This is a genomic window from Glaciimonas sp. OK215, assembly GCF_057787885.1.
The window spans coordinates 4889111-4913191 of sequence record NZ_CM173544.1 but is presented as its reverse complement, the minus strand read 5'-3'; the positions used below and the strand labels follow the sequence as shown (position 1 = coordinate 4913191).

Sequence of the window (24081 nt, the reverse complement as noted above, 5' to 3'; positions counted from 1 at the left end):
ATGTCCGACATTGTCACTTTCTTGTGTAGGACTTCAGGAAGCCCTTTCCAGAGGATGCAGCGCTCAAGTGAAATCGGCAATTGTTCCCCGCACCGCGCTGGACGGCCGCCGTACAGTTTTACAACGATTCTTGCGCCGGCCTATGCCTGGGCGCGGGCGTTGCGCCTGGCCGACGGTCCGGACGAGGTGCATCGGAAAATTATTTTGCGCGTCAGGTCGAGCGCTGGTCCAGATTGACGGGACGGCATCCAGCGCGGAGGCGCGAGACCGGGAAGACGACGCGGCCGTTGGCGGAAATGGGCTGGGATTGTGCGCAGAAGGTCATGCGCAGTCCGACCGCTTGACTGCGCATTGAGGTGTGGCAGGTCAATACATTATGTCTAGTTAAACGTCTTGTTTTCCGCCGCGAGCCTGGCCAGCAACGGCGCGGTCTTCCACGCTTCTCCATGCAGGCCTTGTGCATATTTTTCGATGGCCATGATCACGTTCGGCAAGCCCACCGTGTCGGCATAGAACAGCGGGCCGCCACGAAATAGCGGGAAACCGTAACCGGTCAGGTACACCATGTCGATGTCGGATGCTCGTTGCGCGATGCCTTCTTCGAGGATGTGTGCGGCCTCGTTGACCAGCGCGTACACCAGTCGTTCGACGATTTCCTGATCGCTGATTTGGCGCCGTTCGACACCGGTATCTGCGGAATATTTCTCGATCATTTGATTGACTACTGCGGATGGATACGCTTTGCGGTCTCCTGCCTTGTAGTCGTACCAGCCGGCACCGGTTTTTTGACCGAAGCGGCCCATTTCACACAACAGGTCGGCGGTTTTAGAGTAAGTGAGGTCGGGCGCTTCAATGGCGCGGCGTTTGCGAATATACCAGCCGATATCGTTACCCGCGAGGTCGCTCATGCGGAACGGGCCCATCGCGCAGCCGAACTGCTCGAGCGCCTGGTCGACTTGTTCCGGCAGGCAGCCTTCATCCAGCAGGAAGCCGGCCTGACGTACGTATTGTTCGATCATGCGGTTGCCGATGAAGCCGTCGCAGACGCCGGAGACGACAGCGGTTTTACGGAGTTTTTTAGACAATGCCATCGTGGTGGCCAGCACGTCGCCGGCGGTCTTTTCACCGCGCACGACTTCCAGCAATTTCATGATGTTGGCAGGGCTGAAGAAGTGCGTGCCGATCACATCTTGTGGCCGCCTGGTGAACGCGGCGATCTGGTTGAGATTCAGCGTTGAGGTGTTTGAGGCCAGAATCGCACCCGGCTTCATGACGTCATCGAGCGTTTGAAAGACGGTTTTTTTGACTGCCATGTCTTCAAATACCGCCTCGATCACGATGTCCGCCTGACTAATCTCCGCATACTCCAGCGTGCCTGTGATCAACGCGACGCGCTGGTCAAATTTCTCCTGCGTCAGCTTGCCTTTTTTTAGCGTGTTTTCATAATTCTTGCGAATCGTCGCCAGGCCTTTTTCCAATGCTTCCGCTGTGGTTTCCAGTATCGTTACCGGAATCCCGGCGTTGGCAAAGTTCATCGCAATGCCGCCACCCATCGTGCCGGCACCGATCACGGCTGCGGTCTTGATACTGCGGGTGGCTGTATCGGCTGGAACGTCGGCAATTTTGCCGGCAGCGCGTTCGCCGAAAAAGGCGTGGCGGAGCGCTTTGGATGCGGTGGTTTGTGCCAGTTCGATAAATAAGCTGCGCTCGTACTGGAGGCCATCGTCAAATTTTCTGGTGATCGAAGCCTCGATGGCATCGACACATTTCAATGGTGCCGGAAACTGTCCGGCCATCGCCTGGACTGTATTGCGTGAGAACTGCAGGAAAGCTTCGTAATTCGGATAGTCGACTTTCAGGTCACGTACTTTCGGCAGTGGCCGCAGGTCGGCTACCTGGTTGGCGAAAGCAAGGACTTGCGGCATCCAGTCGCCGCTCAAATCACCATCGATCAGCGCATCGAACAGCTTGGTCTTGGCCAGTGTTTCCGCTGCCACCGGCTGGCCGGAGACGATCATGTTCAGGGCTAATTCGAGGCCCACGACACGCGGTAAGCGCTGGGTACCGCCGGCACCGGGCAACAGCCCCAGTTTGACTTCCGGCAACGCCATTTGCGCGGTTGGCGTGACGACCCGATAGTGACAGCCGAGCGCGAGCTCCAGACCGCCGCCCATACAGACGCTATGGATCGCCGCGATCACAGGCTTACCGGCGTTTTCGACGACGCTGATCAGCGTGTGTAACGACGGTTCTGCGCCTACTTTCGGTGTATTGAATTCCTTGATGTCGGCGCCGCCTGAAAACGCTTTACCGGCACCCGTGATAACAATCGCTTTGACCGCGTCGTCGCTGAGTGCTTTTTTGATGCCATCCACCACGGCCGTGCGCGTGGCCAGTCCCAGGCCATTGACCGGCGGGTTGTTCAGCGTGATGACGGCGACGGTGTCATGGAGTTGGTATTCAGCGGTCATGTCTGTTCCTTTACCTGGAGTGTGTATATCTGGTTAAAAATTGGTGGAGTAACAATGCAGCAGCGGATAGCCTGGCGGTTACGATCCTGTTTTTTCGGTAATCGAGCTTAATCGTGTCCATACAATTAATCAAACGAATGATGCCTATGTTGACGCATGACTCTAATTGATAGGGAGCTTGCCCTTGGGGAGTGCTTTCTGGTCTTTGCGGCAACGTCCGCACGATGCGGTTGATGAATCGCTGAAAATACAACACCGGTACATTCCATCTTTTTCAGCAAGTAGTTGAATCAAATCGGTTGATTGCCTGACTAACCAGTATCGGGCTTCCTTTATTCCGCCATTGTTGTGCTAACGACATTGCCAAGCGAGCGTCGTAACAGTTCAGCTTTTGCATCCGCGATCCGGGGGTGCTACATTGATTGTCACAAAATGCAACACCAAAAATACAATCCGCCCTTGAAGGGCTGTAAGGAGATGGTATGAATCGGATTCCTTTTGATGGTGCTGGCCACGCGCCGGCGTCAATCCTCGTGGAGCCGCCGTATTGCGCGATCAGTGTCGGCAGCGGCGACGCCGCCGAGATTATTCAGAAATCCCATCAACGTTCGCAGGCCTTCGGCCTGGTGCGCAACGACAAGCTGGAAATCAATCCGCTTGCCAAAGGTGAGTTGTCGTTATTACTGGAACAGAACCGTATCCTGCATACCTACGCATTACCGGTGATGGAGACGCTCTACGAACAGATCATGAATACCCATAACATGGTGATCCTGACCGATGCCAATGGCATGATAGTGCGCACGCTGGGCGATGATGATTTTCTGGTCAAGGCCAATCGGGTCGCATTGAATCCCGGCATTACCTGGTCGGAGCAAAGCAAAGGCACGAATGCGATCGGTACCGCGATTGCCGAGGGAGTGCCGACCACGGTGCATGCGGATGCACACTATTTGGAGGCGAATGATTTTCTGACCTGTTCGGCGGCGCCGATTTATGACCATCAGGGGAATATTCTTGGAGTGCTGGATGTCAGTGGCGATCGTGGCAGTTATCACAAGCACACGATGGCTCTGGTGCGCATGTCGGCACAGATGATTGAGAATCAGGTGTTCACAGCAGCCTTTGGAAATGCGATCACCTTGCATTTTCACAGTCGTCCGGAATTTATCGGTACGCTGGTCGAAGGGATCGCCTGTTTTACGCCGGCCGGCCGCTTTCTGTCGGCCAATCGGAGTGCCTTGTTCCAACTCGGCTTACCCAAGACAGCGCTCCAAACGCACACGTTCAGTTCGCTATTCGGTTTGCCTGTATCCACGTTATTCGACCATTACCGGACAGCTGCGCCGGGTTTGCTGAATCTTTGCCTGCACAGCGGCGTACGGGTGTACGCACGGGCAGAGCTACGGCTGTCGAAAAGCGTATTTCAGCATGTGCGCGATAGCTCGGACGATACTTCCGAGACGGATGCGCTGCCGACTTCGGGCGACTCCGCGGCATCGACAAAAGCGCCACGCCGCCTGTCCAGCTTGCGTTATCTGAACACCGGCGATCCGCAAATGGCAGCATTGATCGGCAAGCTCGATAAGGTTATTGGACGCGATATCCCGATTTTGATTACCGGCGAAACCGGCACCGGCAAGGAGTTGCTGGCGCAAGCTATCCATAACGATTCGCCGCGGACACAGGGACCTTTTATTGCCGTCAATTGCGCCTCGATTCCCGAGACGCTGATCGAGTCGGAATTGTTCGGCTACGAAGACGGTGCGTTTACCGGTGCGCGCAAAAAAGGCGCCATCGGGAAAATTTTGCAGGCTAACGGCGGCACCTTGTTTCTGGATGAAATCGGCGACATGCCATTGAGTCTGCAAGCGCGCTTGTTGCGGGTGTTGCAGGAGCGCATGGTGACGCCGCTCGGTAGCAGCAAATCGATTCCGGTCAATGTTGCACTGATCTGTGCCACCAATCGTAATTTGCGCGAGATGATTGCCGGCAATACCTTCCGAGAAGACTTGTATTACCGCCTGAACGGGCTGGTGGTGAAACTGCCGGCGCTGCGCGAGCGGACCGACCTCGACATCATCGTCAACAAATTGTTGCTGGCGGAGGCCAACGGCGAGGCTTGTTATACGGTGGCGGCTGAGATTATGGCGTTGTTCCGGCGTCACAAGTGGCCGGGAAATTTCCGGCAACTGACCAATCTGTTGCGCACCGCCGTCGTGATGGCGGATGGTGACGGACAGATTCGGCGGGAACATTTGCCGGATGATTTTCTGGAGGACATTGATGCGGTTGAGCGGGCGCCGGTGGTTGCCAGCGATACGGCGGCCATCGCCGCTGTGCCGGCAGCGGAGGTGATGTCGGTGCGTCTTGAGGATGTGGAATTGTCGACGATACGGCAGACGCTGGAGGCGCATGGCGGCAATGTTTCGGCTACCGCCAAGGCGTTGGGAGTGTCGCGCAATACGGTGTATCGCAAGTTGCGTGTCGGTGATGACTGATAGTCAAAACCGCTGCCTTTGCGGGGCGCGCGTCGTTGAATTCGCAACTACTTTAGCGCATGCTGCTTACTCGGTTTGATCGGTGCGGAAAAATGCATGCCTTGCTTGCTTCAGGTGCCGGCCTGTTTCCCCACTTGCTGCGGCAACTGCGCCAACTGATCGCATTCATCGTCGCTGAACAGACGTGAGCGTGTCAGAAAACGACGGCCTGATCCGTTGTCCAGAGAAAACATGCCGCCGTTGCCGTTGACGACGTCGATGATTAACTGCGTATGTTTCCAGTATTCGAACTGATCGGCACCGATATAAAAGGGTTCACCATCCAGGTCGCCCAGATACACGTCGGCATCGCCAATCTGAAAATCGCCACGAGCGTAACACATCGGCGAACTGCCATCGCAGCAGCCGCCGGATTGAAAGAACATCAGCGCCCCATGTTTCTTGCGCAGCGTTTGCAATAATTCCAGTGCGGCTGCGGTGACGGTGACGCGGGCAGGGATGGTGGACATGGTCAGGCTTTCGGTTGGCTGGTTCGACTCTGCTCCCCGGGTGGCGGAGCAGAGTGCGATTGCGAACTAGCGATAGATTAACGGCACATTAAATAGAACTACCGATTAGAAGAACCCCAAGGCGTTCGGGCTATAGCTCACCAGCAGGTTCTTGGTTTGTTGATAGTGATCCAGCATCATCTTGTGGTTTTCGCGACCGATACCGGACTGTTTGTAACCACCGAATGCAGCATGCGCCGGGTACAGGTGATAGCAGTTGGTCCAGACCCGGCCGGCCTGGATTTCCCGCCCCATGCGGAACGCGCGCGAACCGTCGCGGGTCCACAATCCGGCGCCCAGACCGTACAAGGTGTCGTTGGCAATCTCCAGCGCTTCTTCTTCATCCTTGAACGTAGTCACGGACAGTACCGGGCCAAAAATTTCTTCCTGGAAGATGCGCATCTTGTTATTGCCTTCGAATACGGTCGGCTCGATGTAATAACCCGCATCCAGATCGCCGCCATGTTGCGTGCGTGCGCCGCCGGTAAGCAGTTTCGCGCCTTCCTGTTTGCCGATATCGATGTAGGACAGGATTTTTTCCAGTTGTTCCTGCGATGCCTGCGCACCGATCATGGTGCCCATATCCAGCGGATTGCCTTGCTTGATGGCTTTCACGCGTTGCAATGCGCGTTCCATGAAGCGTTCGTAGATCGACTCTTGAATCAGCGCCCGCGATGGACAAGTGCAGACCTCGCCCTGGTTCAACGCGAACATGGCAAAGCCTTCCAGGCACTTGTCGAAGAACGCGTCGTCCTGATCCATGACATCGGCAAAAAAGATATTCGGGGATTTCCCGCCCAGTTCCAGCGTTACCGGAATGATGTTTTGCGACGCGTACTGCATGATCAGGCGGCCGGTGGTGGTTTCACCGGTGAAGGCGATCTTGGCAATCCGTTTGCTGGACGCCAGCGGTTTGCCGGCTTCGAGGCCGAAGCCCTGTACGATATTCAGTACGCCCGGCGGCAGCAGATCCTGCACCAGTTCGATCCAGACCATGATCGAGGCCGGCGTTTGTTCGGCCGGCTTGAGCACGATGCAGTTGCCGGCAGCCAGCGCCGGCGCCATTTTCCAGACCGCCATCAGGATCGGGAAATTCCACGGAATGATCTGACCGACCACGCCCAGCGGTTCATGGAAATGATACGCATAGGTTTCGGCATCGATGGTCGCGACGCTGCCTTCCTGCGCTCGGATGCAACCGGCAAAATAGCGGAAGTGATCGATGGCCAGGGGAATGTCCGCCAGCGTGGTTTCACGCAGAGGCTTGCCGTTGTCGATGGTTTCGGCGATCGCCAGCAGTTCCAGATTGGCTTCCATCCGGTCGGCAATTTTGTTGAGGATGTTGGCGCGCTCGGCGGGGGATGTGCGGCCCCAGGCGCGCTTGGCGGCATGGGCGGCATCCAGTGCCAGCTCGACGTCTTCTGCGCTGGAACGGGCTACTTCGCAGAAGGTCTTGCCGAGCACGGGGCTGATATTTTCAAAATACTCGCCCTTTACCGGTGGCACAAACTTGCCGCCGATGAAATTCTCGTAACGTTGTTTGAATGGATTTTTAATTCCCAGTTTGCTGATATCTGCCAGATTCATGTCGTCCTCCGAAAGGGGTTTTGATTAATTAATTACCAGGTTGGCTGTGGAACAGGTGCAACAGACACGAGGGTATATGCGCAAGGCGCGTGCCAATCGGATCGGTAGGTTTAAGTGGGCGGCGGAGTTTGGTCAGAAGTCGCTGGAGAGCCGCCTGGCAGCTGGATTTCGCTGGATTGGAGCGGTGCCCGGGCGGGCTGCGCGGCGCTTGGTTTGTGGCAAGAGACAAGTCAGGATTGTTGCATTTTGGAACACACTCCGAATGTTACGTGTGCCGAATTTGAACTGGGTGTTGGCTATTGCCTTTTCAAGTTAGCGCTCCGTGGCGCGCTGAATTGGGTTGCCGCACTGAAAAAACATTAGCGCGTGGATATAAAAGAAAAGCAGAAAAATGCAACTAGGTTGCACTATAATCCTCAGTCTGCAACTTTGTTGCAATTCGTTTGACGTTGCAGCTGATAGCGATTTCTGCCGGACGCTGGTCGTTAGCAGCTAGTCGTTAGCCGATTCATGTCTTCAAAACCGTGTTGTGAGTAGAGCCAAGATGCCAACCAATTTATCTCTTGTTAACAAAAATCGCAGCAGCATGCTGGCGCGCTCGGCGTGGTTCCGGCTGATGCTGGTGCTGCCTGTTTGCCTGCTGTTCTGGCTTGGCGTGTGGTGGGCGCTGGCGGGAGTTGGGGGATGAAGCCTGCCGTTACCTTACAAAACCTGACCGTCGCGTATCGCCAGCATCCGGCCTTGCATCACATCAGCGGCTGCTTTGAATCCGGCTCGCTGACGGCGGTCATCGGGCCGAATGGCGCCGGTAAAAGTACTTTGCTGAAGAGTTTGCTGGGCTTGGTGCGACTCGATGGCGGGCATGTCGATATCAGCGTCGCTCGCAAGCGCATTGCCTACTTGCCGCAGCAAGCCGAGATCGATCGGGGCTTTCCGATTTCGGTAATGGATTGTGTGTTGCTGGGTTATTGGCAACGGGCGGGATTGTTTGGCGGCATCAACAAGGCGATGGCGGCAAAGGCTGACGCGGCTTTGCATGCTGTTGGGCTGGACGGTTTTGCTGAGCGCTCGATAGGCAGCTTGTCGGCCGGGCAGTTTCAGCGGGTATTGTTTGCCCGCATTCTGTTGCAGGATGCCGAGCTGATCTTGCTGGACGAACCGTTCAATGCGGTGGATGCCAAGACGACCGAAGATTTGCTGGCCATCGTCCAGTCGTGGCACGCGCAGCAGCGCACCGTGATTGCCGTGTTGCATGACAACGAACAGGTGCGCCGGCATTTTCCGCAAGCGGTACTGTTGGCGCGCCGCCTGGTGGCGTGGGGCGAGACTGCCAAGGTATTGACCGACGATCATTTGCGCCTGGCCAAGAACATGCCGGAAGCACAGGACCCGAACGCGCCGATCTGCAAGCCTGGGGTGGCAGCATGAGCGTTTTTTCACTGCATTGGCTCACCACGTTTTATCAGGTTGCACTGGCACCGTTTCAGGAATTCGCATTCATGCGGCGGGCCCTGATCGGCATTCTGGCGCTGGCGCTCAGCAGTGCGCCGCTGGGCGTATTGCTGACCTTGCGCCGCATGAGTTTGTTCGGCGATGCGCTCAGTCATGCGGTACTGCCGGGTGTGGCGGTCGGTTTCATGTTGTTCGGCTTGTCGCTGCCGGCATTGAGCATCGGCGGCTTCCTGGCGGGAGTGATCGTCGTGGCGATTGCCGCCCTGATCAGTCGTCATACGGATTTGAAGGAAGACGCGAGTCTGGCTTCGGTGTATCTGGTGGCGCTGGCGCTGGGCGTGATGCTGATATCGGTGAATGGCTCCAAGCTGGATTTGCTGCACATCCTGTTTGGCAACGTCCTTGGGGTGGATCGTGAAGGCCTGTTTCTGGTGGCCGGGGTGACTACTGCCAGCCTGGTGCTGGGAGCCTTGATGTATCGCGGTCTGGTGCTAGAAAGTTTTGATTCGTCTTTTCTGGCCGCATGCGGTGCCAGAGGCGCACGCGGGGCGTTGTTTCAGCAGCTGTTTCTGATGCTGGTGGTGCTCAACCTGGTGGCTTCTTTTCAGACACTGGGGACGCTGATGGCAGTGGGTTTGATGATGCTGCCGGCAGTCTCGGCCCGACTCTGGCATGACACCTTGCCGGCGCAATTGCTCAACAGCGGGGTGCAAGCTGCCGGTGCCGGCTATATCGGCTTGTTGTTGTCGTATTACACATCAACGCCGTCGGGCCCGACCATCATTGTCTGCGCCGGTGGACTGTATCTGATCTCGTTACTGATTGCGCCGCGCGGCTGGTTGCCCAAATTATTGAAGCGGCCGCACCGGCTGGGCTGATCCGGCCGGGCGGGGCTCGCCCGACATTTCACACTGACGCCCGCGCCGGTTCGCCCAAGCTGTTTTTGTCCTGAACTTTATCTACAAGGAGCTCCGCATGACGCGTTTCAAATACATGCTGTTTATGGCCCTGGTGCTTGCCGGCAGCACCGCAATGGGAGCAACCAGGATGCCGGTGGTCGCCAGTTTCAGCATACTTGGCGATATCGTCAGCAATGTTGGCGGTGACCGGGTTGCAGTTTCGACGCTGGTCGGGCCGGACGAAGATGCGCATGTGTTTGCACCGACGCCAAAAGACGTCAGAATGCTGGCGCAAGCGAAAGTGGTGGTGGTAAATGGTCTTGGCTTCGAAGGCTGGATTCAGCGTCTTGCCGGGGCCGCCAATTACAAAGGCGCATTGGTGGTTGCCAGCGACGGGATTGCCGTCCGTCAGCGCTTAGAGAATGAGCAAGGTGACAATACCGCACAGCGTCCTGATCCGCACGCATGGCAGGATCCGACCAATGTGATGGTCTACACCCGGAATATTGTCGCCGCACTGAGCAAGGCCGATCCTGCCGGCGCCGCGATATATAAGAGGAATGGCGACGCTTACCAGCGCTCGCTGGCCGAACTGGAGAGCTGGGCGCAAGCGCAGTTCGCGCAAATCCCCAATGCGCACCGTAGTGTGATTACTTCGCACGATGCGTTTGAATATTTCGGTGCACATTTCAAGGTGCGTTTCCTGGCGCCGCAAGGGGTGTCGAGTGAAAGCGAGCCGAGTGCCAAAGATGTCGCGAGGCTGATCCGCCAAATGCGTCAGGAACATAGCAAAGCGATCTTTTTCGAGAACATGAGCAATCCGAAGCTGTTACAACAAATCAGCAACGAAGTCGGTGTAGCACCGGGCGGCAAGTTATATGCAGATGCGTTGTCGCAGGCAGGCGGTCCGGCACCGACTTATCTGCGCATGATGCGGTTTAATGTCGCGCAGATCATGGACCGTCTCAAACAAAATTAAGTAAATATGGACAGGCGGCGTGTGGGATGCCCCGCCTCACCGGGTTCAATGACAGCCGCCGCCATGACTACCCAAGTTGGCCGGCGCTTCATCTTCCATATTCGCCAGCCCCTGCAAAATCCCGCAATCCTTGGCAGCCTGCACGCTATGGCATTGTTTGCGTAACTGCTTTAACTGAGATTGCAGCACCTTCAATTCGGCAATACGGTTGGCGACGTGATCGATATGGTGATCCAGCAGCGTGTTGATTTGCTCACAATTTTCCTCCGGCAGATCCCGAAACTGCAACAGGCTGCGGACTTCATCGAGCGTCATATCGAGTGAGCGGCAATGGCGGATAAATTGCAGACGCTCGACATGGGTCGGCCCATACAGCCGGTAATTGCCCTGTGAACGCGCCGCCGGCGGCAACAAGCCTTCACGTTCGTAATAACGGATAGTTTCGATTGGACAACCGGCGTGGCTGGATAATTCGCCGATCTTGAGTGTGGTCGCGGTCATGGTTCCTGCTTTCTGCTTGGATTGACGGCATTTCCGATTTTTTACATTTTGGCCTTGACTCTATAGTAGCTACAGGGTTTTAAATGCACAAGGTGTATCAATATCGATTCAAGGAGAGCCGCATGGGAAGTTGTCAACACGATCATCCGCACGATCACGCACATGAGCACGAGCACACACATGCCGCCAGCGCCGCATCTATCGATGCGCCGCCTGTGCCTGAGGGCAGTGCCGAAGCGGTGTTTCTGATTCAGAAGATGGATTGTCCAACCGAAGAAAAACTGATTCGTGACCGCTTTAAAAACATGGCCGGCATCGAGGGCATGCAGTTCAATCTGATCCAGCGCGAATTGACCGTGCAGCATAGCCTGGACTCGGTGGCGACCATCATCAGCTCCCTAAAGGCGCTCGACCTTGATCCGGCGTTGAAGTCCGACACCCTGACCGGAGCGGTCGGTCTGGCCGCCGAACACGGCGACGGCGCGTTCAAAATTGCGCGCAGCAAATGGCTGTTGATGACCGTATCCGGTAGCGCTGCCATCGGCTCGGAAGTGGTGGCGTGGACCAGCGCCAATGAAACCTCCTGGCTGGTGATCGGATTGGCGTTGCTGGCGATTCTTGCCGGCGGGCTGGACACGCTTAAAAAGGGCTGGATCGCGCTCCGCAATTTTTCGCTCAACATGAACTTCCTGATGTCGTTGGCGGTGATCGGCGCCGCGCTGATCGGCAAGTGGCCCGAAGCCGCGGTAGTGATTTTCCTGTTCGCTTTGGCCGAAATGATTGAAGCGCTATCGTTGGATCGTGCGCGCAATGCGATCAAGGGGCTGATGGCACTGGCGCCGGATGTGGCGACGGTGCAAGATGGCGCGGGCGTCTGGCGCGCAGTAGCCGCTACGCAAGTGGCCATGGCGGCGCTGGTACGCGTCAAGCCGGGCGAACGGGTGCCGCTGGACGGCATCGTGATGGCAGGCCGGAGCACCGTCAATCAAGCCCCGATTACCGGCGAAAGCATGCCGGTAGAGAAGCAGCCTGGCGATCAGGTGTTCGCCGGGACGATCAACGAGCGCGGTGCGTTTGACTATAAGGTCACCGCACTGCAAGCGAATTCGACCTTGTCGCGCATCATCAAAAGCGTGCAACAGGCGCAGGGACAACGTGCTCCGACCCAGCGTTTCGTCGATCAGTTTGCCCGCTATTACATTCCGGCGGTGGTGCTGATGGCCTTGCTGGTGGCGGTGCTGCCACCGCTGCTGCTGGGTGCGGCGCTGTATCCGTGGCTGTACAAGGCATTGGTACTGCTGGTGATTGCCTGCCCCTGTGCGCTGGTGATCTCGACGCCGGTGACGGTGGTCAGCGGGCTGGCCGCAGCGGCCAGACATGGGGTGCTGATCAAGGGTGGCGTGTACCTTGAGATGGGCCGCAAGATCAAGGCGCTGGCGCTGGACAAAACCGGCACGCTGACATTGGGAAAACCGTTGGTGACCGATGCCCAGTTGGTACAACCCTGGGACATGGCAGCAGACGCCACCTCAATCAAATTACAGAGGCTGGCCGCCAGCCTGGCGCGTCGCTCGGACCATCCGGTATCGACCGCAGTGGTCGCTCACTGGCAGTCGACAAATAGTCTCGGCGATTTGATCGAGGTCAGCGAATTTGAAGCATTGACCGGACTTGGCGTACAAGGCAGCATCGATGGCCAGCGCTTCTATCTGGGCAATCACCGCATGGTCCACGACATGGGTATCTGCAGCGCGGCGCTTGAAACACGCCTGGAAGCCCTGGAAGTGCAGGGGAAAACCACCGTGGTACTGTGTTCCGCCAGCACGCCGCTACTGATTCTGGCGGTCGCCGACACGGTGCGCGATACCAGCGTTGTCGCGATTGCGCAGTTGCATGCGATGGGAATCGAAGCGGTCATGCTGACCGGCGACAACCCGCACACGGCGCAGGCAATCGCCGCCAAAGTCGGGATTACCGATGCGCGCGGCAATTTGCTGCCGGACGACAAGTTAAATGCGCTCAACGGCTTGATCCAGCGCTACGCTTACGTCGGCATGGTTGGCGATGGGATTAACGATGCCCCGGCTCTGGCCAAGGCGAATGTCGGTTTTGCGATGGGCGCCGCGGGTACCGATACCGCCCTTGAAACCGCCGATGTGGCGCTGATGGACGACGACCTGCGCAAGATTCCCGACTTCATCCGGCTGAGCCGGAAAACCCATAACGTGCTGATGCAGAACATCACTCTGGCGCTCGGCATCAAGGCGGTATTTCTGGTGTTGGCGTTGTCCGGCGAGGCGACATTGTGGATGGCCGTATTTGCCGATATGGGGGCGAGTTTGCTGGTGGTGTTTAATGGATTGCGCTTGTTGCGAGCGTTTCGTTAGCGAACCCAATTAGCAGGCTTTAGAAAGACGTACCCGGCTGCTGCAAAAATGCCAGTTCTTCGGCAGTCGATTGCCGTTGCAGTATGTGGTTGCGGTGAGGAAAGCGGCCGAAGCGGGCGATGATGTCATGGTGCCGGATCGTGGAGTCCAGCGTTCCTTCAAGGCTGGCTTTTTGCGCAGCCGGCACCTGATCGACCAGTGCCCGGCAGAATGCCACTGCTTGCTGCTGATCTGCCAGGACTTCCGAATGGACCAGCGGCATGTGTAAAAAGACCTGTTCGATCGGTCGCATTTGCGCGGTAAAGCCATTTTGCAGTCCGAGCCGGGAATAGCCGCGCGCCTGCGCATCGAAAGCGAATGCGCGTGGTGTTGCGCGGTACATATTGCGTGGGAACTGATCCGTCAGCAAAATCAGCGCCAGCAATCCTTTTGCGGTTGCGGCCCAGTGCTCCAGTTCGCCGCGTTCGGCGGCGAGCGTGAAGGTTTCAAAGCGCTGTTTTATTTCGGTGTCGATAGCCGAATTTTTACCCCACCAAAGCCTTGCTTGCTGGCGCTCCGTGACGGCGTCGTCGGTCGCATCTCCGAACCAGAAGCGGCATATGGCCTCGATTTCACTGCTTGAATCTGGCGGATACATGGCGGCGCCCTTTAGTGACGCTGATAGTGCGGATCAGGTTGCGGTATCGGCAGCCAAAACGCGAATTTTCACGTCGCCCAATGTGACCAACTGACCGGCGCGGATCTTGCAGGTTTTGCGCAGTTCTACTTTGCCATCCACCGACACCGCACCGCTGGCGACGATCGCTTTTCCTGCGCCGCCGCTGTCACATACGCCGGTTAGTTTCAGGAGCTGGTTCAGTTCGACGTACTCGCCGTCGATATTAAATTCAAGTTGTTGCATTGAGGATTCCGATAACAGTAAGAAGTCGTGACGAAGAATCAGTCCGAAGATGCCAGTTTTTGTTGCGCCTTGTCGAGCCAGACCGTCAGGCCGTCGAGCAAATCCTGCTGGCTGAATGAGCAGCTTTCTTCGGTGAACAGGCTGCCTGCCTCCAGACGGCCGAGCAGGTCTTCGGCGACCTCTGCGTAGCGCGGCGGCAAGCTTGCCAGGAGTGCCGGCTGGCTACGCCAAATCTGACAAAAACCGGTGATATGCATTTGATTCTGTTGCAGCGAGTTTAGAGCATCGCGGAGCGCTTGGATACTGGCGATAGGGGACATGGCTTAGGGCATGAATGGGTTGTTTGGACAAAAGCGACTTCAACGGCAATTTCAACTCTCGAACTGCTTGGCGTTATTGGTTAAGCGCAGTTACTCAAGGCGTAATGGCGGCCAGTGCAAACAGCGCGATTACTGCCAGATAGCCGACGACCCAGGCGGCCGAGCGCAGCGATGATTTATTCGTCAGATAGCAAAAAGTGTAGACCAGGCGGGCGGCGATGAACAGCATGGCCAGCGTATTCAACGTACTCTGGGCGGCATGTACCTGATGCGCGATGATGACGCCGGCGGCGAAAAAGGGGAATGCTTCGAAGTGATTCCGATGAGCATAGTCGGCGCGACGCCGTACTCCGGATTGCTGGTCGAGCCAGGCGCGCGGTTCGCTATTGTCGTAGTCACGCTTCCCCCATTTGGCGACGGCAACTGTGATCGGCGCCATTAAGCCTGCAATCAGTACGCACCAGTAAGCAATGGTCATGGATGCTCCAAAATGAAAAGGGAAGTACTCACTTTCCCGATTGCCTTTCCATTGCATGGCGTGTTCCCTGTGTTGAATATGCCGTCGATTTTAACGGAATACGCCAGCGACAAGGCAGCGGAGGTGATTACAATTCTGCGCGGATGGCGCTTATTTGAAGTCCCACTTCATCTGTTCGGCAATCGGGATATGGCGTGCAGATTCGACGCACAAACCGATGTAATCCGAGAAGCGCGGTGGCGTCTGGATGCCTTCGGCCAGCAAGTGATCGTTGCGGAACACATAATTCAATCCGGCGAAGGCACCGTACAGCTTGAGTGCGCGCAAGAGCAGGCGATCGTTGCATTCCGGTACGCACTCTCGCATTTTTGGCAGCAGGTCGGCGATCGCATCTGGCGTAATTTGTTCATATGCAGCGCCGATGGGTGAGATATGGCGCGCAGCTGCCAGCGCAATGTCTATTTCACGGAACGCTACACTGGAACCGACACCTGCCGAGATATGGTAGACCTTGTAGGAAAGGCTTTCCTTGAGCGCCAGATCGATGATGGCGTGGGCGCACCAGTCGACCGGTACCACGTCCACTTTTTCATCCAGCGAAGTGGTCAGCGCACCCAGCATTTGCCACACCATGAACACCCAGAAAATGCTTTGTGACGGCGCACAGCCCAGCTTTGTATGGCCAACGATGATGGATGGCCGCACCAGAATCAACGGCAGATCCGGATAGGTGTCACGCAATTTCTTTTCGCCCATGGCTTTCGAGCGGGTATAGGCGACCAGATGCTCGTCGCCGAGCGGCAATGTAACTTGTTCGCTGACGATCGAATTTTCACCGGCACCGGCACCGCAGGCCATCGCCGTACCGATATACATGAAGCGCTTCAGCGCCGGCCGACCGTGCATCAGTTTGCCCAGCGCCAAGGTACCGTCAACGTTGATTTTTTCAAGCGAAGGGTGGTTGGAAAAGGTCGCCAGTGCCGCCGAATGGATCACTGTCGAGACTTGATTCAGGCGCGGCTCATCGGCAATGCTGTCGAGTTCACACAGATCGGCACAGAGTATTTGCGAGACATCGATCGATGCTGTCTCTTCCGCGCTTGCACCCAGTAGTTGCAGGTTCTTGATAACGCGCGCGTGCGCAGCGGCAGGAGTGTCGGCGCGTGCCAGAAACAGCAATTGCTTGCCCAGTCCCCGGTGGATGGCTTCTACCGCATTCGCGCCACCCAAGAAACCGGTCGCACCGGTCATCAAAATTAAATTGTTCATTAGAGCCACTGATTATTTTGCTACTTGTTGGTTACATGCTGCTGAGCTTCTAAAAGCACTTGTCGTACTCTTATTACCGGTTAGGAATAATTGTAGGTAGATTATAAGAGGGTGCGGCCCGAAGAAGAGGCGGATAGTTAGTATTTTAAGGCAGGTTAGGCGCTTAGCTTGCGCTATTAACGGCTAGCGAGGGTAAACGTTGACATTTGGATACAAAAAGTTACACAAAAATATAAGTTATCTATTTGCCATTTACTATTTTAAAGAAATTTGCGGGATATTCGTCTCGTCTGTTCCTAATTGTTAAACATAGTTTGTTTGTATTGAAACTTTTGCCTGCTAGCAAGTGACCAATGGCGATGGGAGTACGGTGGCGGGTCCAGCAGATGCGCTGCAAGTTGGAACCTGTTTGAGGCCAGTTTCGCGTTGGGCATGCGCTTCGATCATGGCGGTTGGCGCTAGCTGAGCCGTAAGACAGCATGCAGGTTCTTGGAAGATCAACTAGGAGAAACTATGTTTTATTGGATCGCAGCGCTCATCATCGGTGGTATCGGGCTGATGACCATGCGTGTCAACGCCTGGATCTGGCTGGTCGCGATTGCACTCTGGATAGCGGCCGGTTTCCGGTTGGCCGGGATCGGCGCGCTAGCCGCTACTTTGCTGGTTTTGCTGCTGGTGACCCCGGCATTGATCGTCGCCATCAAGCCGCTACGGATACGGTTGCTGAGCAAGCCGACCCTGAAGATTTTCAAAAATATCCTGCCGCGCATGTCGCAGACCGAACGCGACGCAATCGAAGCGGGAACTACCTGGTGGGATGCCGAACTGTTCTCGGGCAAGCCGGACTGGAACAAATTGCTGGCATTGGCGCCACCCGCGTTAAGCGTTGACGAGCAGTCGTTTCTGGACAACGAAGTCGCGCAGTTGTGCGGCTTGATCACGGATTGGGAAACCACCGAAGTCTGGCAGGATTTACCGCCGCATGCGTGGCAGTTCATCAAGGAGAAGGGATTTCTCGGCATGATCATTCCGAAGCGGTATGGGGGCAAGGAATTCTCTGCCTACATGCATTCGCAAGTGATCATGAAGCTGTCGTCGCACTGCTCGGCGGCGGCGATCTCGGTGATGGTGCCGAACTCATTGGGCCCTGCCGAATTATTGCTGGAATACGGTACCGATGCGCAAAAAGACTATTACCTGCCGCGTCTGGCGGCCGGTGAAGAGATTCCCTGTTTTGCCTTGACCAGTCCTTATGCGGGTTCCGATGCGGCGGCGATACCCGATGTCGGCGTGGTGTGCCGGGATGTGTATCAAGGTCAGGACATGCTGGGCTTTCGGATCACCTGGGACAAGCGCTACATCACATTGGGACCGATTGCCACGGTGCTGGGACTGGCGTTTCGGGTGTACGACCCGGAGGGTTTGTTGTCCAGCGACGGCACGTTTCTTGTGCACGGCGAGGGCGACCTCGGGATAACTTGCGCATTGATTCCAACCAACCATCCCGGCGTCGTCGCAGGACGGCGCCACTGGCCGCTGGATGCAGTATTTCAGAACGGGCCGACTTCCGGCAAGGACGTGTTCATTCCGCTGGATTGGGTGATCGGCGGACGGGCGCAGATCGGCAAGGGCTGGCGCATGCTGATGGAATGTCTGGCCGCCGGCCGCGCTATTTCACTGCCGTCGTCGACCGTCGGCTTTTCCAAGATGGCGGTGCGCGGCACCAGCGCCTACGCGGCGATGCGCCATCAATTCAAGATCCCGATAGGCAAGTTTGAGGGCATCCATGAAATGCTGGCACGCATGGGCGGCAATCTGTATCTGATTGATGCCACCCGCAGACTGTCGGCGCTGGCGGTCGATAGCGGCGAGAAACCATCGGTGATTTCGGCCATTTCCAAATATCACGTGACCGAACGTGGTCGCGTGATTGTCAACGCCGGCATGGATATCCTCGGCGGCAAAGGGATCTGCATGGGGCCAAATAATTTTCTGGCACGCACTTACCAGCAGATACCGATTGCCATCACTGTCGAAGGCGCAAATATCCTGACGCGTTGCCTGATTATTTTTGGCCAGGGCGCGATACGCTGTCATCCGTATGTCCTGAAAGAGATGACGGCGGCTGCTGAACAGGATGATGCCAAGGCGTTGCAAGATTTCGACCAGGCGTTTTTCGCGCATGTCGGTTTTGTCTTCGCCAATGTTGCCCGCACCTTGCTGGGCGGGATTTCGGCGGGGACCTTGTTGGCGGCACCTAAGGCGGCACCGGCCGAGCTGCGTCATTTTTACCGCGCTGTGAACCGCTTGTCGACAGCGTTTGCGCTACTCAGCGATGTTTCGATGTTGTTGCTGGGCGGCTCGCTCAAATTCCGCGAACGGATTTCGGCAAGGCTGGGCGATGTGCTGTCCCAGTTGTATCTGGTATCGAGCGTGCTGAAGCGCTACGAGGACGATGGCCGTCAACAGGACGATTTGCCGTATGTGCATTGGGCCGCGCAAGATGCGTTGCACCAGGCCCAGGAAGCCTATCTTGGGGTGTTAGCTAATTATCCGAATCGGCCTTTGGCATTTGCGCTGCGCCTGCTGGCTTTCCCGTACGGGCTGTCGTACCACAAGCCGTCTGACGCGCTCGACAGCACGCTGGCACGGGCAATGCAGACCGATGGTGCCAGTCGCAACCGCTTGATTGCCGATATCTACATGCCCGGCCCTGAGCAAGCACCGACCGCTTACGGTGAACTAGCGTTCAGGCTGATCCCGCAGGTGAATGCAATTGAAGCCCGACTGAAGCCGGCGATCAACGACGGTAGTCTGGCACCGATACCGCAAAGTCTGATCGAGATGCAGCACTGGATAGCACTGGCGGCGGCCGGTGCGTTTATCACCGAAGATGAGCAACAGGTGCTGAGCGATTTCGCCCATTGCGGCGACATCAGTGTCCAGGTCGATGATTTTCCGCAGGATTTGAACAAGCGGGAGGCGCTGCAGAAACGGCACCAGCTAAACCAGCTGCAGCAATATCATCAGTAGCAACGCGAACTTAATCGCGTTGCGGCGCGATCATTTCCACATAGTCGTACAACTCGCCCAGGATTTCCTCGCCACGTTCGTCGGCCGTTTCCGACAACGCGTCTATTGCAGCAAAAAAGTCATCGATGTTGCGAGCCCCGCCTGCGCCATCAAACAGGCGCGCCGCACGATGCTCTTCCCATCGCTGGTTTTCTTCTGCCGACAGGGTTTGCGGGAAGTTCCGGGCGCGATAGCGGAACAGCAGTTCTTGCAGTCGCAAGTCGTCGAAACTGATGCGCGCGCTGCTCAGCTGTTGCGGTGACATGGCGCGCAAGTCAGCCAGTTTGCGACGGTCGCCGTTGCCGACAAAGCCGCCGTACAGGTCTTCGTCCACATCCGGGGTGGCTTCGGTCGGGCGCTGGAATACCTGCCGCCACAGCGTGCTCAGGTCCGGTGCCCGGGCCGCGATGTCGGCGTGTTTCAGTGCCAGCTCGCGGTCTATGCCCCACTTCGCTGCCATCTCCGGCGCCAAGGTTTTCAGATTGCCGATCACCATCGGCGACTTGTTCGTGTGGATGGATTTCAACGGCAAGCGCGTCATGCCTTCCGGCAGATCGGTCGTTTTGCTAAACAGGCGGGTACGGACGATTTCCGGATCCAGATCAAATAACTCGCTGGGGTCAAACGCCAGATTCCAGGCCAGTATCTCGTTCTTGTTGGTCGGATGCACGCCCAGCGGCCACATCAGCGCGATACAGCCTTGCTCGGCCGGAAACATGCCGGAAATATGCAGAAACGGTTTTGTTGCAGGCAAACCGATTTCGGCGGCAACCCTTTCCTTTTTGTGTAATCCCAGGCAAAAGTCGAACAGTTTAGGCTGATGCCGGCGGATCAGGCGGGCCAGGGCGATGGTGGCGCGCACGTCGGACAGAGCGTCATGCGCTGCTGCGTGACTGAGGCCATTGGCTGCGGTCAGATGTTCCAGACGGAAGCTGGGGCGGCCTTCATCGTTTGTCGGCCATTGCATGCCTTCCGGGCGCAGCGCGTAGGCGGTACGCACCACATCCAGAATATCCCAGCGGCCGCAGTTGTTTTGCCATTCGCGGGCATACGGATCGATCAGATTGCGCCAGAACATGAAGCGCGTGATTTCGTCATCGAAGCGAATAGTGTTGTAGCCGACGCCAATGGTGCCCGGTTCGGAGAAGGCACGCTCAATCTCGGCCGCAAACTGATATTCGGGGACGCCGCGTTCCAGGCATTGCTGCGGCGTGATGTGGGTAATCAGACAAGACTGCGGATCCGGCAGGAAATCGGGTGCCGGTTTGCAGTACAACATGATCGGGTCGCCGATTTCGTTGAGTTCAGCGTCGGTACGGACCGCGGCAAATTGGGCCGGGCGGTCGCGTCGCGGCTGTGCGCCGAAGGTTTCGTAGTCGTGCCAGAGGAAGGTGTGATTGGACATCGGTGGTGTCGTTATGGATGATTTAGCAAAGATGTTGCAGTCTACAGCCATCTTTGATAGTGAGCGGTCCTGTTTTACAACACTTGAGGCGCTCGCCTAAAAAGTCGGAATTAACAGGTTTAGCCCCCGGAATTCACAAAACTGATAACTGCTATGGAGATTCGAAATTGGCACTATTCGGTGGAAACGTTATTCTGATGGTGCGCCGCAACAATTGTAAGCCGATTGCGGTAATCATTGAATAGGAAAATATCATGTCTACCTTGACTGTTAATAGTTCTACCCGTGCTTTGGCTCAACCAGTTGGTTTCGTCAGTGCCATTGCATCTTTCTTCAAACACATCGGCAATGCTTACGAAATGTCGGAAGCAGCTCGCAAGGAAGCGTATCTGGCTGAAGCTGTCGACTTGTACGATCTGGAATATCGCATTCGCCAAATGGATCGCGAAACAGTGCAAACGGCAGCGTGGATGAAAGGTATCTAATTCGTCGTTAGTTGCGTCATGTATCGTGTTGTCGGGCAATATGCCTGAAAGTATCGAGTAAGTAGGAAATAAGCCGCAACAGTAGACAGCAATAGTTGTTGCCTGCATCCGATCGCACGGCGTACCCATGCGTCAGACCAGGGCACGCTTCTGCTGAGTGTCGTTGCAATACCTCGTAGCGTCCTCCGCTACGGATTTAGTTTGACTTTGCCAACAGCGAGAAATGCTCGACTGTTGGCGGTGCGGCAAAAAACGGCCCGACTATCCCGCGCCATTCGGCAAATGCTGCAGATTCACGAAAATCGACAGTATGGTTTTCCAGTGTCTGCCAGAAAATCGTCAGCACGTAACGCTCCGGCGACTCTATCCCCTTGTGTATCTTAAAACCAGAAAAGCCCTTGGCTTTGCTGATGACCTGCTCGATGCCACGTTGAATCGCGGCGTCAAATTCGGCTTGCTTGCCCGGCTGAATACGGATGTCGGCGAGTTCGAGGATCATTTTGTTTCCGTTTGTCGATTGTAATTGGACAGCAATTGTCGCATTTTTGGCGGCAAGTTTCAGGTGAATAAAAACACTGGAATATCATTTTTTACAAACCAGCGCCGATGTGTGAGGTAGAGAAGCTTGACTAAGCGGCATGCACTTTGGTCAAGGCGATCGGCAATTTAGACTTTGTCTATTCGCGATTGATTGTCTATGCTGAAAAGATCATCAGTTATAGGTGAAGGAGATTGTTATGTTAGCCCGACAACGACTGTATTTCATGTTACCTGACATCCCTAGCGCACGCGGCATGCTCGATGAATTGTTGCTGGCCCGTATCGAAATCCGGCATATGCGTTTTTGGGCTGCAGATAATACCTTGCCGGACGATATGCCTGATGCGAGTTTCTGGCATAAGACAGATCTGACCCATGGTGCTCAGAACGGCATGATTGTTGGTGCAATACTGGGTTTGCTGTTCGGCATCTGGCTAGTGTATTTTCCGCCGGAATGGATCCATCTGAACATGCTGGCGTTATTGGTCACCACGGCTGTCGGTCTCGTGCTTGGCGGCTGGATGGCGGGAATGGCGGCGGCGGCGCTTCCTAATTCGCGGCTGGAAAGCTTTTTGGGCGATATCGCCAAGGGCAAAGTGCTGTTGATCGTCGATGTAAATTTCAGAAGGGTGCCTGAAATCGAAGCCTTAATTGCAAAACGGCATCCTGAAGCGAAATTTGGCGGAGTGGAATCGCATATTCCGGTATTTCCTTGATCCGGTTATGTGATTGCTAAGGGAGTAGGGAAAGAAAAAGCCCGCTGGCGATACCAGCGGGCTTTTTTACTATTGAAATGCGCAACGAACGCAATGAGAATCCTGATGACAGGTTTTCCGGGCCGCCATCAGGCCTCTGCCAGTGCACCGGCGTCAGGCTGCGCCTCAAGTTCACCTTCCCACTTTGCGATCACACTGGTTGCAATGCCGTTCCCGATCACGTTGGTGGCCGTGCGCCCCATGTCGAGGAATTGATCGATCCCGATGATCAGCAGGATGCCGGCTTCCGGCAGGTGAAACATCGGCAGGATGGCAGCGACCACCACCAGGGAGCCGCGCGGGACCCCGGCCATGCCTTTGCTGCTCACCATCAATACCAGCAGCATGGTGATTTGCTGGGCAAACGACATGTCGATGTTGTAGGCCTGGGCGACGAACAATGCGGCAAATGCCTGGTACATCATCGATCCGTCGAGATTGAATGAGTAGCCCAGCGGCAGCACGAAGCCGGTGATCTTATTATTCACGCCGAATTTTTCCAGCTGCTCCATCGTCTTCGGATAGGCGGCTTCGCTGCTGGCGGTTGAAAAGGCCAGCATGATCGGCTCCTTGAGCAGCTTGAGCAAGGTGAAGACCGAGCCGCCCAGGAATAGATAGCCGACGCCGATCAGCACCGCCCACAGCGTGGCGAGTCCCGCATAAAATCCGCCCAGGAACTTGGCATAAGTCGCGAGTACGCCGAAACCCTGCACCGTAATGACGGCGGCGATGGCGGCAAATACGCCGATCGGCGCAAAGCGCATCACGGAATCCGTGACCTTCAACATGACGTGCACCAGGCCGTCGATGGCCGTGGTCAGCGTTTTTGCGGCTTCGCCCTTGATGGATGCCAGGCCAAAGCCGAAGAACAGCGAGAACACCAGAATCTGCAAGATTTCGTTTTTCGCCATGGCGTCGACGAAACTGCTCGGGAAGACGTGTGTGACAAAGTCTTTCAAATTAAAGCCGCTGGTATTCAATTGGGTGGCGCTTCCCAGTTCCGGCAGAGGCAGGTTGAGCGCATGGCCGACCTGCAGGACGTTGACAAACAGCATGCCCAGGGCCAGGGAAATTAAGGAAGCGGTCACAAACCAGCCTAAGGCCCGCACGCCGATACGGCCGACCGAGCTGCTGTCTTTCATGCCCGCGATACCCGACACCAAGGTGCCGAACACCAGCGGCGCAATGATCATCTTGATCAGCCGCAAAAACACATCGGTGACGATCGAAAAGTAACCGGCGATTTGTTTCGCTGCGGCAGCGTCGGGGGCAAGGGTGTGGCCGATGTATCCGGCAACTATGCCTAACACCATGGCGACGATGATCCATGTCGTCATTTTTATCTTTTTCATCTGTTTTCTCTAAGGGTAATTAAGGTTGATGAAAGCACTTTGCAATCAAATTGCATGAATGATTATTCAGAAAACTGCCGGATAAGCAGCACGTGCATTGTCTGAGTGGTAATTTTTGCAAGTTTTTGCAGAAATTTTTCCAGGACGAGATGATACACAATTCTTCCGGAAAACAAGGT

At 56.0% G+C, this 24081-nt stretch carries 21 protein-coding genes; 9 read left to right on the top strand and 12 right to left on the bottom strand.

Going from position 1 to position 24081, the window contains the following annotated elements; translation table 11 throughout:
* Positions 1-380: 380 nt before the first annotated feature.
* Entirely contained in the window at positions 381-2471 is a 2091-nt protein-coding gene (locus tag AC3CHX_RS22715; RefSeq protein ID WP_488630249.1) for a 3-hydroxyacyl-CoA dehydrogenase NAD-binding domain-containing protein, read from the bottom strand.
* 482 nt (positions 2472-2953) lie between these two features.
* Here AC3CHX_RS22715 and AC3CHX_RS22710 point away from each other — a divergent pair, with 482 nt between their 5' ends.
* On the top strand, positions 2954-4972 hold the full coding sequence (locus AC3CHX_RS22710) for a sigma-54-dependent Fis family transcriptional regulator (RefSeq protein ID WP_488630248.1): 2019 nt from the start codon (positions 2954-2956) through the stop codon (positions 4970-4972).
* Positions 4973-5082: 110 nt separating this feature from the next.
* Here AC3CHX_RS22710 and AC3CHX_RS22705 read toward each other — a convergent pair whose 3' ends face one another.
* Positions 5083-5481 (bottom strand): DUF779 domain-containing protein, encoded by a 399-nt coding sequence (locus AC3CHX_RS22705; protein WP_488630247.1) that lies wholly within the window; start codon positions 5479-5481, stop codon positions 5083-5085.
* Between the two features lie 105 nt (positions 5482-5586).
* A complete protein-coding gene (adh, locus tag AC3CHX_RS22700) occupies positions 5587-7107 on the bottom strand; it encodes an aldehyde dehydrogenase (RefSeq protein WP_488630246.1) in 1521 nt (506 codons plus the stop codon).
* A 544-nt stretch (positions 7108-7651) separates the two neighbouring features.
* Here adh and AC3CHX_RS22695 point away from each other — a divergent pair.
* From AC3CHX_RS22695 to AC3CHX_RS22680, 4 genes are all read left to right on the top strand, one after another.
* Positions 7652-7795 (top strand): hypothetical protein, encoded by a 144-nt coding sequence (locus tag AC3CHX_RS22695; protein WP_488630245.1) that lies wholly within the window; start codon positions 7652-7654, stop codon positions 7793-7795.
* A complete protein-coding gene (locus tag AC3CHX_RS22690; RefSeq protein WP_488630244.1) occupies positions 7792-8535 on the top strand; it encodes a metal ABC transporter ATP-binding protein in 744 nt (247 codons plus the stop codon). The genes AC3CHX_RS22695 and AC3CHX_RS22690 overlap by 4 nt, the downstream gene beginning before the upstream one ends.
* The gene (locus AC3CHX_RS22685) at positions 8532-9437 is read left to right on the top strand and encodes a metal ABC transporter permease (protein WP_488630243.1); all 906 of its coding nucleotides are present in this window, start codon (positions 8532-8534) and stop codon (positions 9435-9437) included. The genes AC3CHX_RS22690 and AC3CHX_RS22685 overlap by 4 nt, the downstream gene beginning before the upstream one ends.
* A gap of 97 nt (positions 9438-9534) precedes the next feature.
* Entirely contained in the window at positions 9535-10437 is a 903-nt protein-coding gene (locus AC3CHX_RS22680) for a metal ABC transporter substrate-binding protein (protein ID WP_488630242.1), read from the top strand.
* Positions 10438-10482: 45 nt separating this feature from the next.
* Here AC3CHX_RS22680 and cadR read toward each other — a convergent pair whose 3' ends face one another.
* On the bottom strand, positions 10483-10938 hold the full coding sequence (gene cadR, locus AC3CHX_RS22675; RefSeq protein WP_488630241.1) for a Cd(II)/Pb(II)-responsive transcriptional regulator: 456 nt from the start codon (positions 10936-10938) through the stop codon (positions 10483-10485).
* Positions 10939-11060: 122 nt separating this feature from the next.
* Between cadR and AC3CHX_RS22670 the strand changes: the two genes are divergently transcribed.
* The gene (locus tag AC3CHX_RS22670) at positions 11061-13325 is read left to right on the top strand and encodes a heavy metal translocating P-type ATPase (protein ID WP_488630240.1); all 2265 of its coding nucleotides are present in this window, start codon (positions 11061-11063) and stop codon (positions 13323-13325) included.
* Between the two features lie 19 nt (positions 13326-13344).
* On the opposite strand, the gene AC3CHX_RS22665 is transcribed toward AC3CHX_RS22670, so the two are convergent.
* The 5 genes from AC3CHX_RS22665 to AC3CHX_RS22645 all read right to left on the bottom strand — a co-directional run bounded on the left by AC3CHX_RS22665 (position 13345) and on the right by AC3CHX_RS22645 (position 16293).
* Positions 13345-13962 carry a DUF924 family protein gene (locus tag AC3CHX_RS22665; protein WP_488630239.1) on the bottom strand — a complete coding sequence of 206 codons (618 nt, stop codon included), beginning with the start codon at positions 13960-13962 and terminating at the stop codon, positions 13345-13347.
* 33 nt (positions 13963-13995) lie between these two features.
* Positions 13996-14226 (bottom strand): RNA-binding S4 domain-containing protein, encoded by a 231-nt coding sequence (locus AC3CHX_RS22660; protein ID WP_488630238.1) that lies wholly within the window; start codon positions 14224-14226, stop codon positions 13996-13998.
* Positions 14227-14264: 38 nt separating this feature from the next.
* Entirely contained in the window at positions 14265-14483 is a 219-nt protein-coding gene (locus tag AC3CHX_RS22655; RefSeq protein WP_488630237.1) for a hypothetical protein, read from the bottom strand.
* A gap of 157 nt (positions 14484-14640) precedes the next feature.
* On the bottom strand, positions 14641-15024 hold the full coding sequence (locus AC3CHX_RS22650) for an MAPEG family protein (RefSeq protein WP_488630236.1): 384 nt from the start codon (positions 15022-15024) through the stop codon (positions 14641-14643).
* Positions 15025-15174: 150 nt separating this feature from the next.
* Positions 15175-16293 (bottom strand): SDR family oxidoreductase, encoded by a 1119-nt coding sequence (locus AC3CHX_RS22645; protein WP_488630235.1) that lies wholly within the window; start codon positions 16291-16293, stop codon positions 15175-15177.
* A gap of 513 nt (positions 16294-16806) precedes the next feature.
* Between AC3CHX_RS22645 and AC3CHX_RS22640 the strand changes: the two genes are divergently transcribed.
* A complete protein-coding gene (locus tag AC3CHX_RS22640; protein ID WP_488630234.1) occupies positions 16807-19326 on the top strand; it encodes an acyl-CoA dehydrogenase in 2520 nt (839 codons plus the stop codon).
* Between the two features lie 10 nt (positions 19327-19336).
* On the opposite strand, the gene sbcB is transcribed toward AC3CHX_RS22640, so the two are convergent.
* Positions 19337-20770: an exodeoxyribonuclease I gene (sbcB, locus tag AC3CHX_RS22635; protein WP_488630233.1), complete on the bottom strand. Its 1434-nt coding sequence runs from the start codon at positions 20768-20770 to the stop codon at positions 19337-19339.
* Positions 20771-21024: 254 nt separating this feature from the next.
* Here sbcB and AC3CHX_RS22630 point away from each other — a divergent pair, with 254 nt between their 5' ends.
* Positions 21025-21255 (top strand): DUF3563 family protein, encoded by a 231-nt coding sequence (locus AC3CHX_RS22630; protein ID WP_488630232.1) that lies wholly within the window; start codon positions 21025-21027, stop codon positions 21253-21255.
* 196 nt (positions 21256-21451) lie between these two features.
* Here AC3CHX_RS22630 and AC3CHX_RS22625 read toward each other — a convergent pair whose 3' ends face one another.
* Positions 21452-21754, bottom strand: a complete 303-nt coding sequence (locus AC3CHX_RS22625) for an antibiotic biosynthesis monooxygenase family protein (RefSeq protein WP_488630231.1) — start codon at positions 21752-21754, stop codon at positions 21452-21454.
* Between the two features lie 295 nt (positions 21755-22049).
* Here AC3CHX_RS22625 and AC3CHX_RS22620 point away from each other — a divergent pair, with 295 nt between their 5' ends.
* Positions 22050-22511, top strand: coding sequence for a DUF1269 domain-containing protein (locus AC3CHX_RS22620; RefSeq protein ID WP_488630230.1), 462 nt, complete (start codon positions 22050-22052; stop codon positions 22509-22511).
* A 128-nt stretch (positions 22512-22639) separates the two neighbouring features.
* Here AC3CHX_RS22620 and AC3CHX_RS22615 read toward each other — a convergent pair whose 3' ends face one another.
* Positions 22640-23902, bottom strand: a complete 1263-nt coding sequence (locus tag AC3CHX_RS22615) for a dicarboxylate/amino acid:cation symporter (RefSeq protein ID WP_488630229.1) — start codon at positions 23900-23902, stop codon at positions 22640-22642.
* Positions 23903-24081: the final 179 nt, after the last annotated feature.

Bases quoted from the DNA above. Each gene is read 5' to 3' on its own strand.
- AC3CHX_RS22615 (WP_488630229.1), bottom strand. From the start codon at position 23,902: ATGAAAAAGATAAAAATGACGACATGGATCATCGTCGCCATGGTGTTA.
- AC3CHX_RS22695 (WP_488630245.1), top strand. From the start codon at position 7,652: ATGCCAACCAATTTATCTCTTGTTAACAAAAATCGCAGCAGCATGCTG.
- AC3CHX_RS22665 (WP_488630239.1), bottom strand. From the start codon at position 13,962: ATGTATCCGCCAGATTCAAGCAGTGAAATCGAGGCCATATGCCGCTTC.
- AC3CHX_RS22645 (WP_488630235.1), bottom strand. From the start codon at position 16,293: ATGAACAATTTAATTTTGATGACCGGTGCGACCGGTTTCTTGGGTGGC.
- AC3CHX_RS22680 (WP_488630242.1), top strand. From the start codon at position 9,535: ATGACGCGTTTCAAATACATGCTGTTTATGGCCCTGGTGCTTGCCGGC.
- AC3CHX_RS22640 (WP_488630234.1), top strand. From the start codon at position 16,807: ATGTTTTATTGGATCGCAGCGCTCATCATCGGTGGTATCGGGCTGATG.
- AC3CHX_RS22655 (WP_488630237.1), bottom strand. From the start codon at position 14,483: ATGCATATCACCGGTTTTTGTCAGATTTGGCGTAGCCAGCCGGCACTC.
- AC3CHX_RS22670 (WP_488630240.1), top strand. From the start codon at position 11,061: ATGGGAAGTTGTCAACACGATCATCCGCACGATCACGCACATGAGCAC.
- AC3CHX_RS22620 (WP_488630230.1), top strand. From the start codon at position 22,050: ATGCTCGATGAATTGTTGCTGGCCCGTATCGAAATCCGGCATATGCGT.
- AC3CHX_RS22650 (WP_488630236.1), bottom strand. From the start codon at position 15,024: ATGACCATTGCTTACTGGTGCGTACTGATTGCAGGCTTAATGGCGCCG.
- AC3CHX_RS22710 (WP_488630248.1), top strand. From the start codon at position 2,954: ATGAATCGGATTCCTTTTGATGGTGCTGGCCACGCGCCGGCGTCAATC.
- cadR (WP_488630241.1), bottom strand. From the start codon at position 10,938: ATGACCGCGACCACACTCAAGATCGGCGAATTATCCAGCCACGCCGGT.
- AC3CHX_RS22685 (WP_488630243.1), top strand. From the start codon at position 8,532: ATGAGCGTTTTTTCACTGCATTGGCTCACCACGTTTTATCAGGTTGCA.
- AC3CHX_RS22630 (WP_488630232.1), top strand. From the start codon at position 21,025: ATGTCTACCTTGACTGTTAATAGTTCTACCCGTGCTTTGGCTCAACCA.
- AC3CHX_RS22715 (WP_488630249.1), bottom strand. From the start codon at position 2,471: ATGACCGCTGAATACCAACTCCATGACACCGTCGCCGTCATCACGCTG.
- AC3CHX_RS22625 (WP_488630231.1), bottom strand. From the start codon at position 21,754: ATGATCCTCGAACTCGCCGACATCCGTATTCAGCCGGGCAAGCAAGCC.
- AC3CHX_RS22690 (WP_488630244.1), top strand. From the start codon at position 7,792: ATGAAGCCTGCCGTTACCTTACAAAACCTGACCGTCGCGTATCGCCAG.
- adh (WP_488630246.1), bottom strand. From the start codon at position 7,107: ATGAATCTGGCAGATATCAGCAAACTGGGAATTAAAAATCCATTCAAA.
- sbcB (WP_488630233.1), bottom strand. From the start codon at position 20,770: ATGTCCAATCACACCTTCCTCTGGCACGACTACGAAACCTTCGGCGCA.
- AC3CHX_RS22705 (WP_488630247.1), bottom strand. From the start codon at position 5,481: ATGTCCACCATCCCTGCCCGCGTCACCGTCACCGCAGCCGCACTGGAA.
- AC3CHX_RS22660 (WP_488630238.1), bottom strand. From the start codon at position 14,226: ATGCAACAACTTGAATTTAATATCGACGGCGAGTACGTCGAACTGAAC.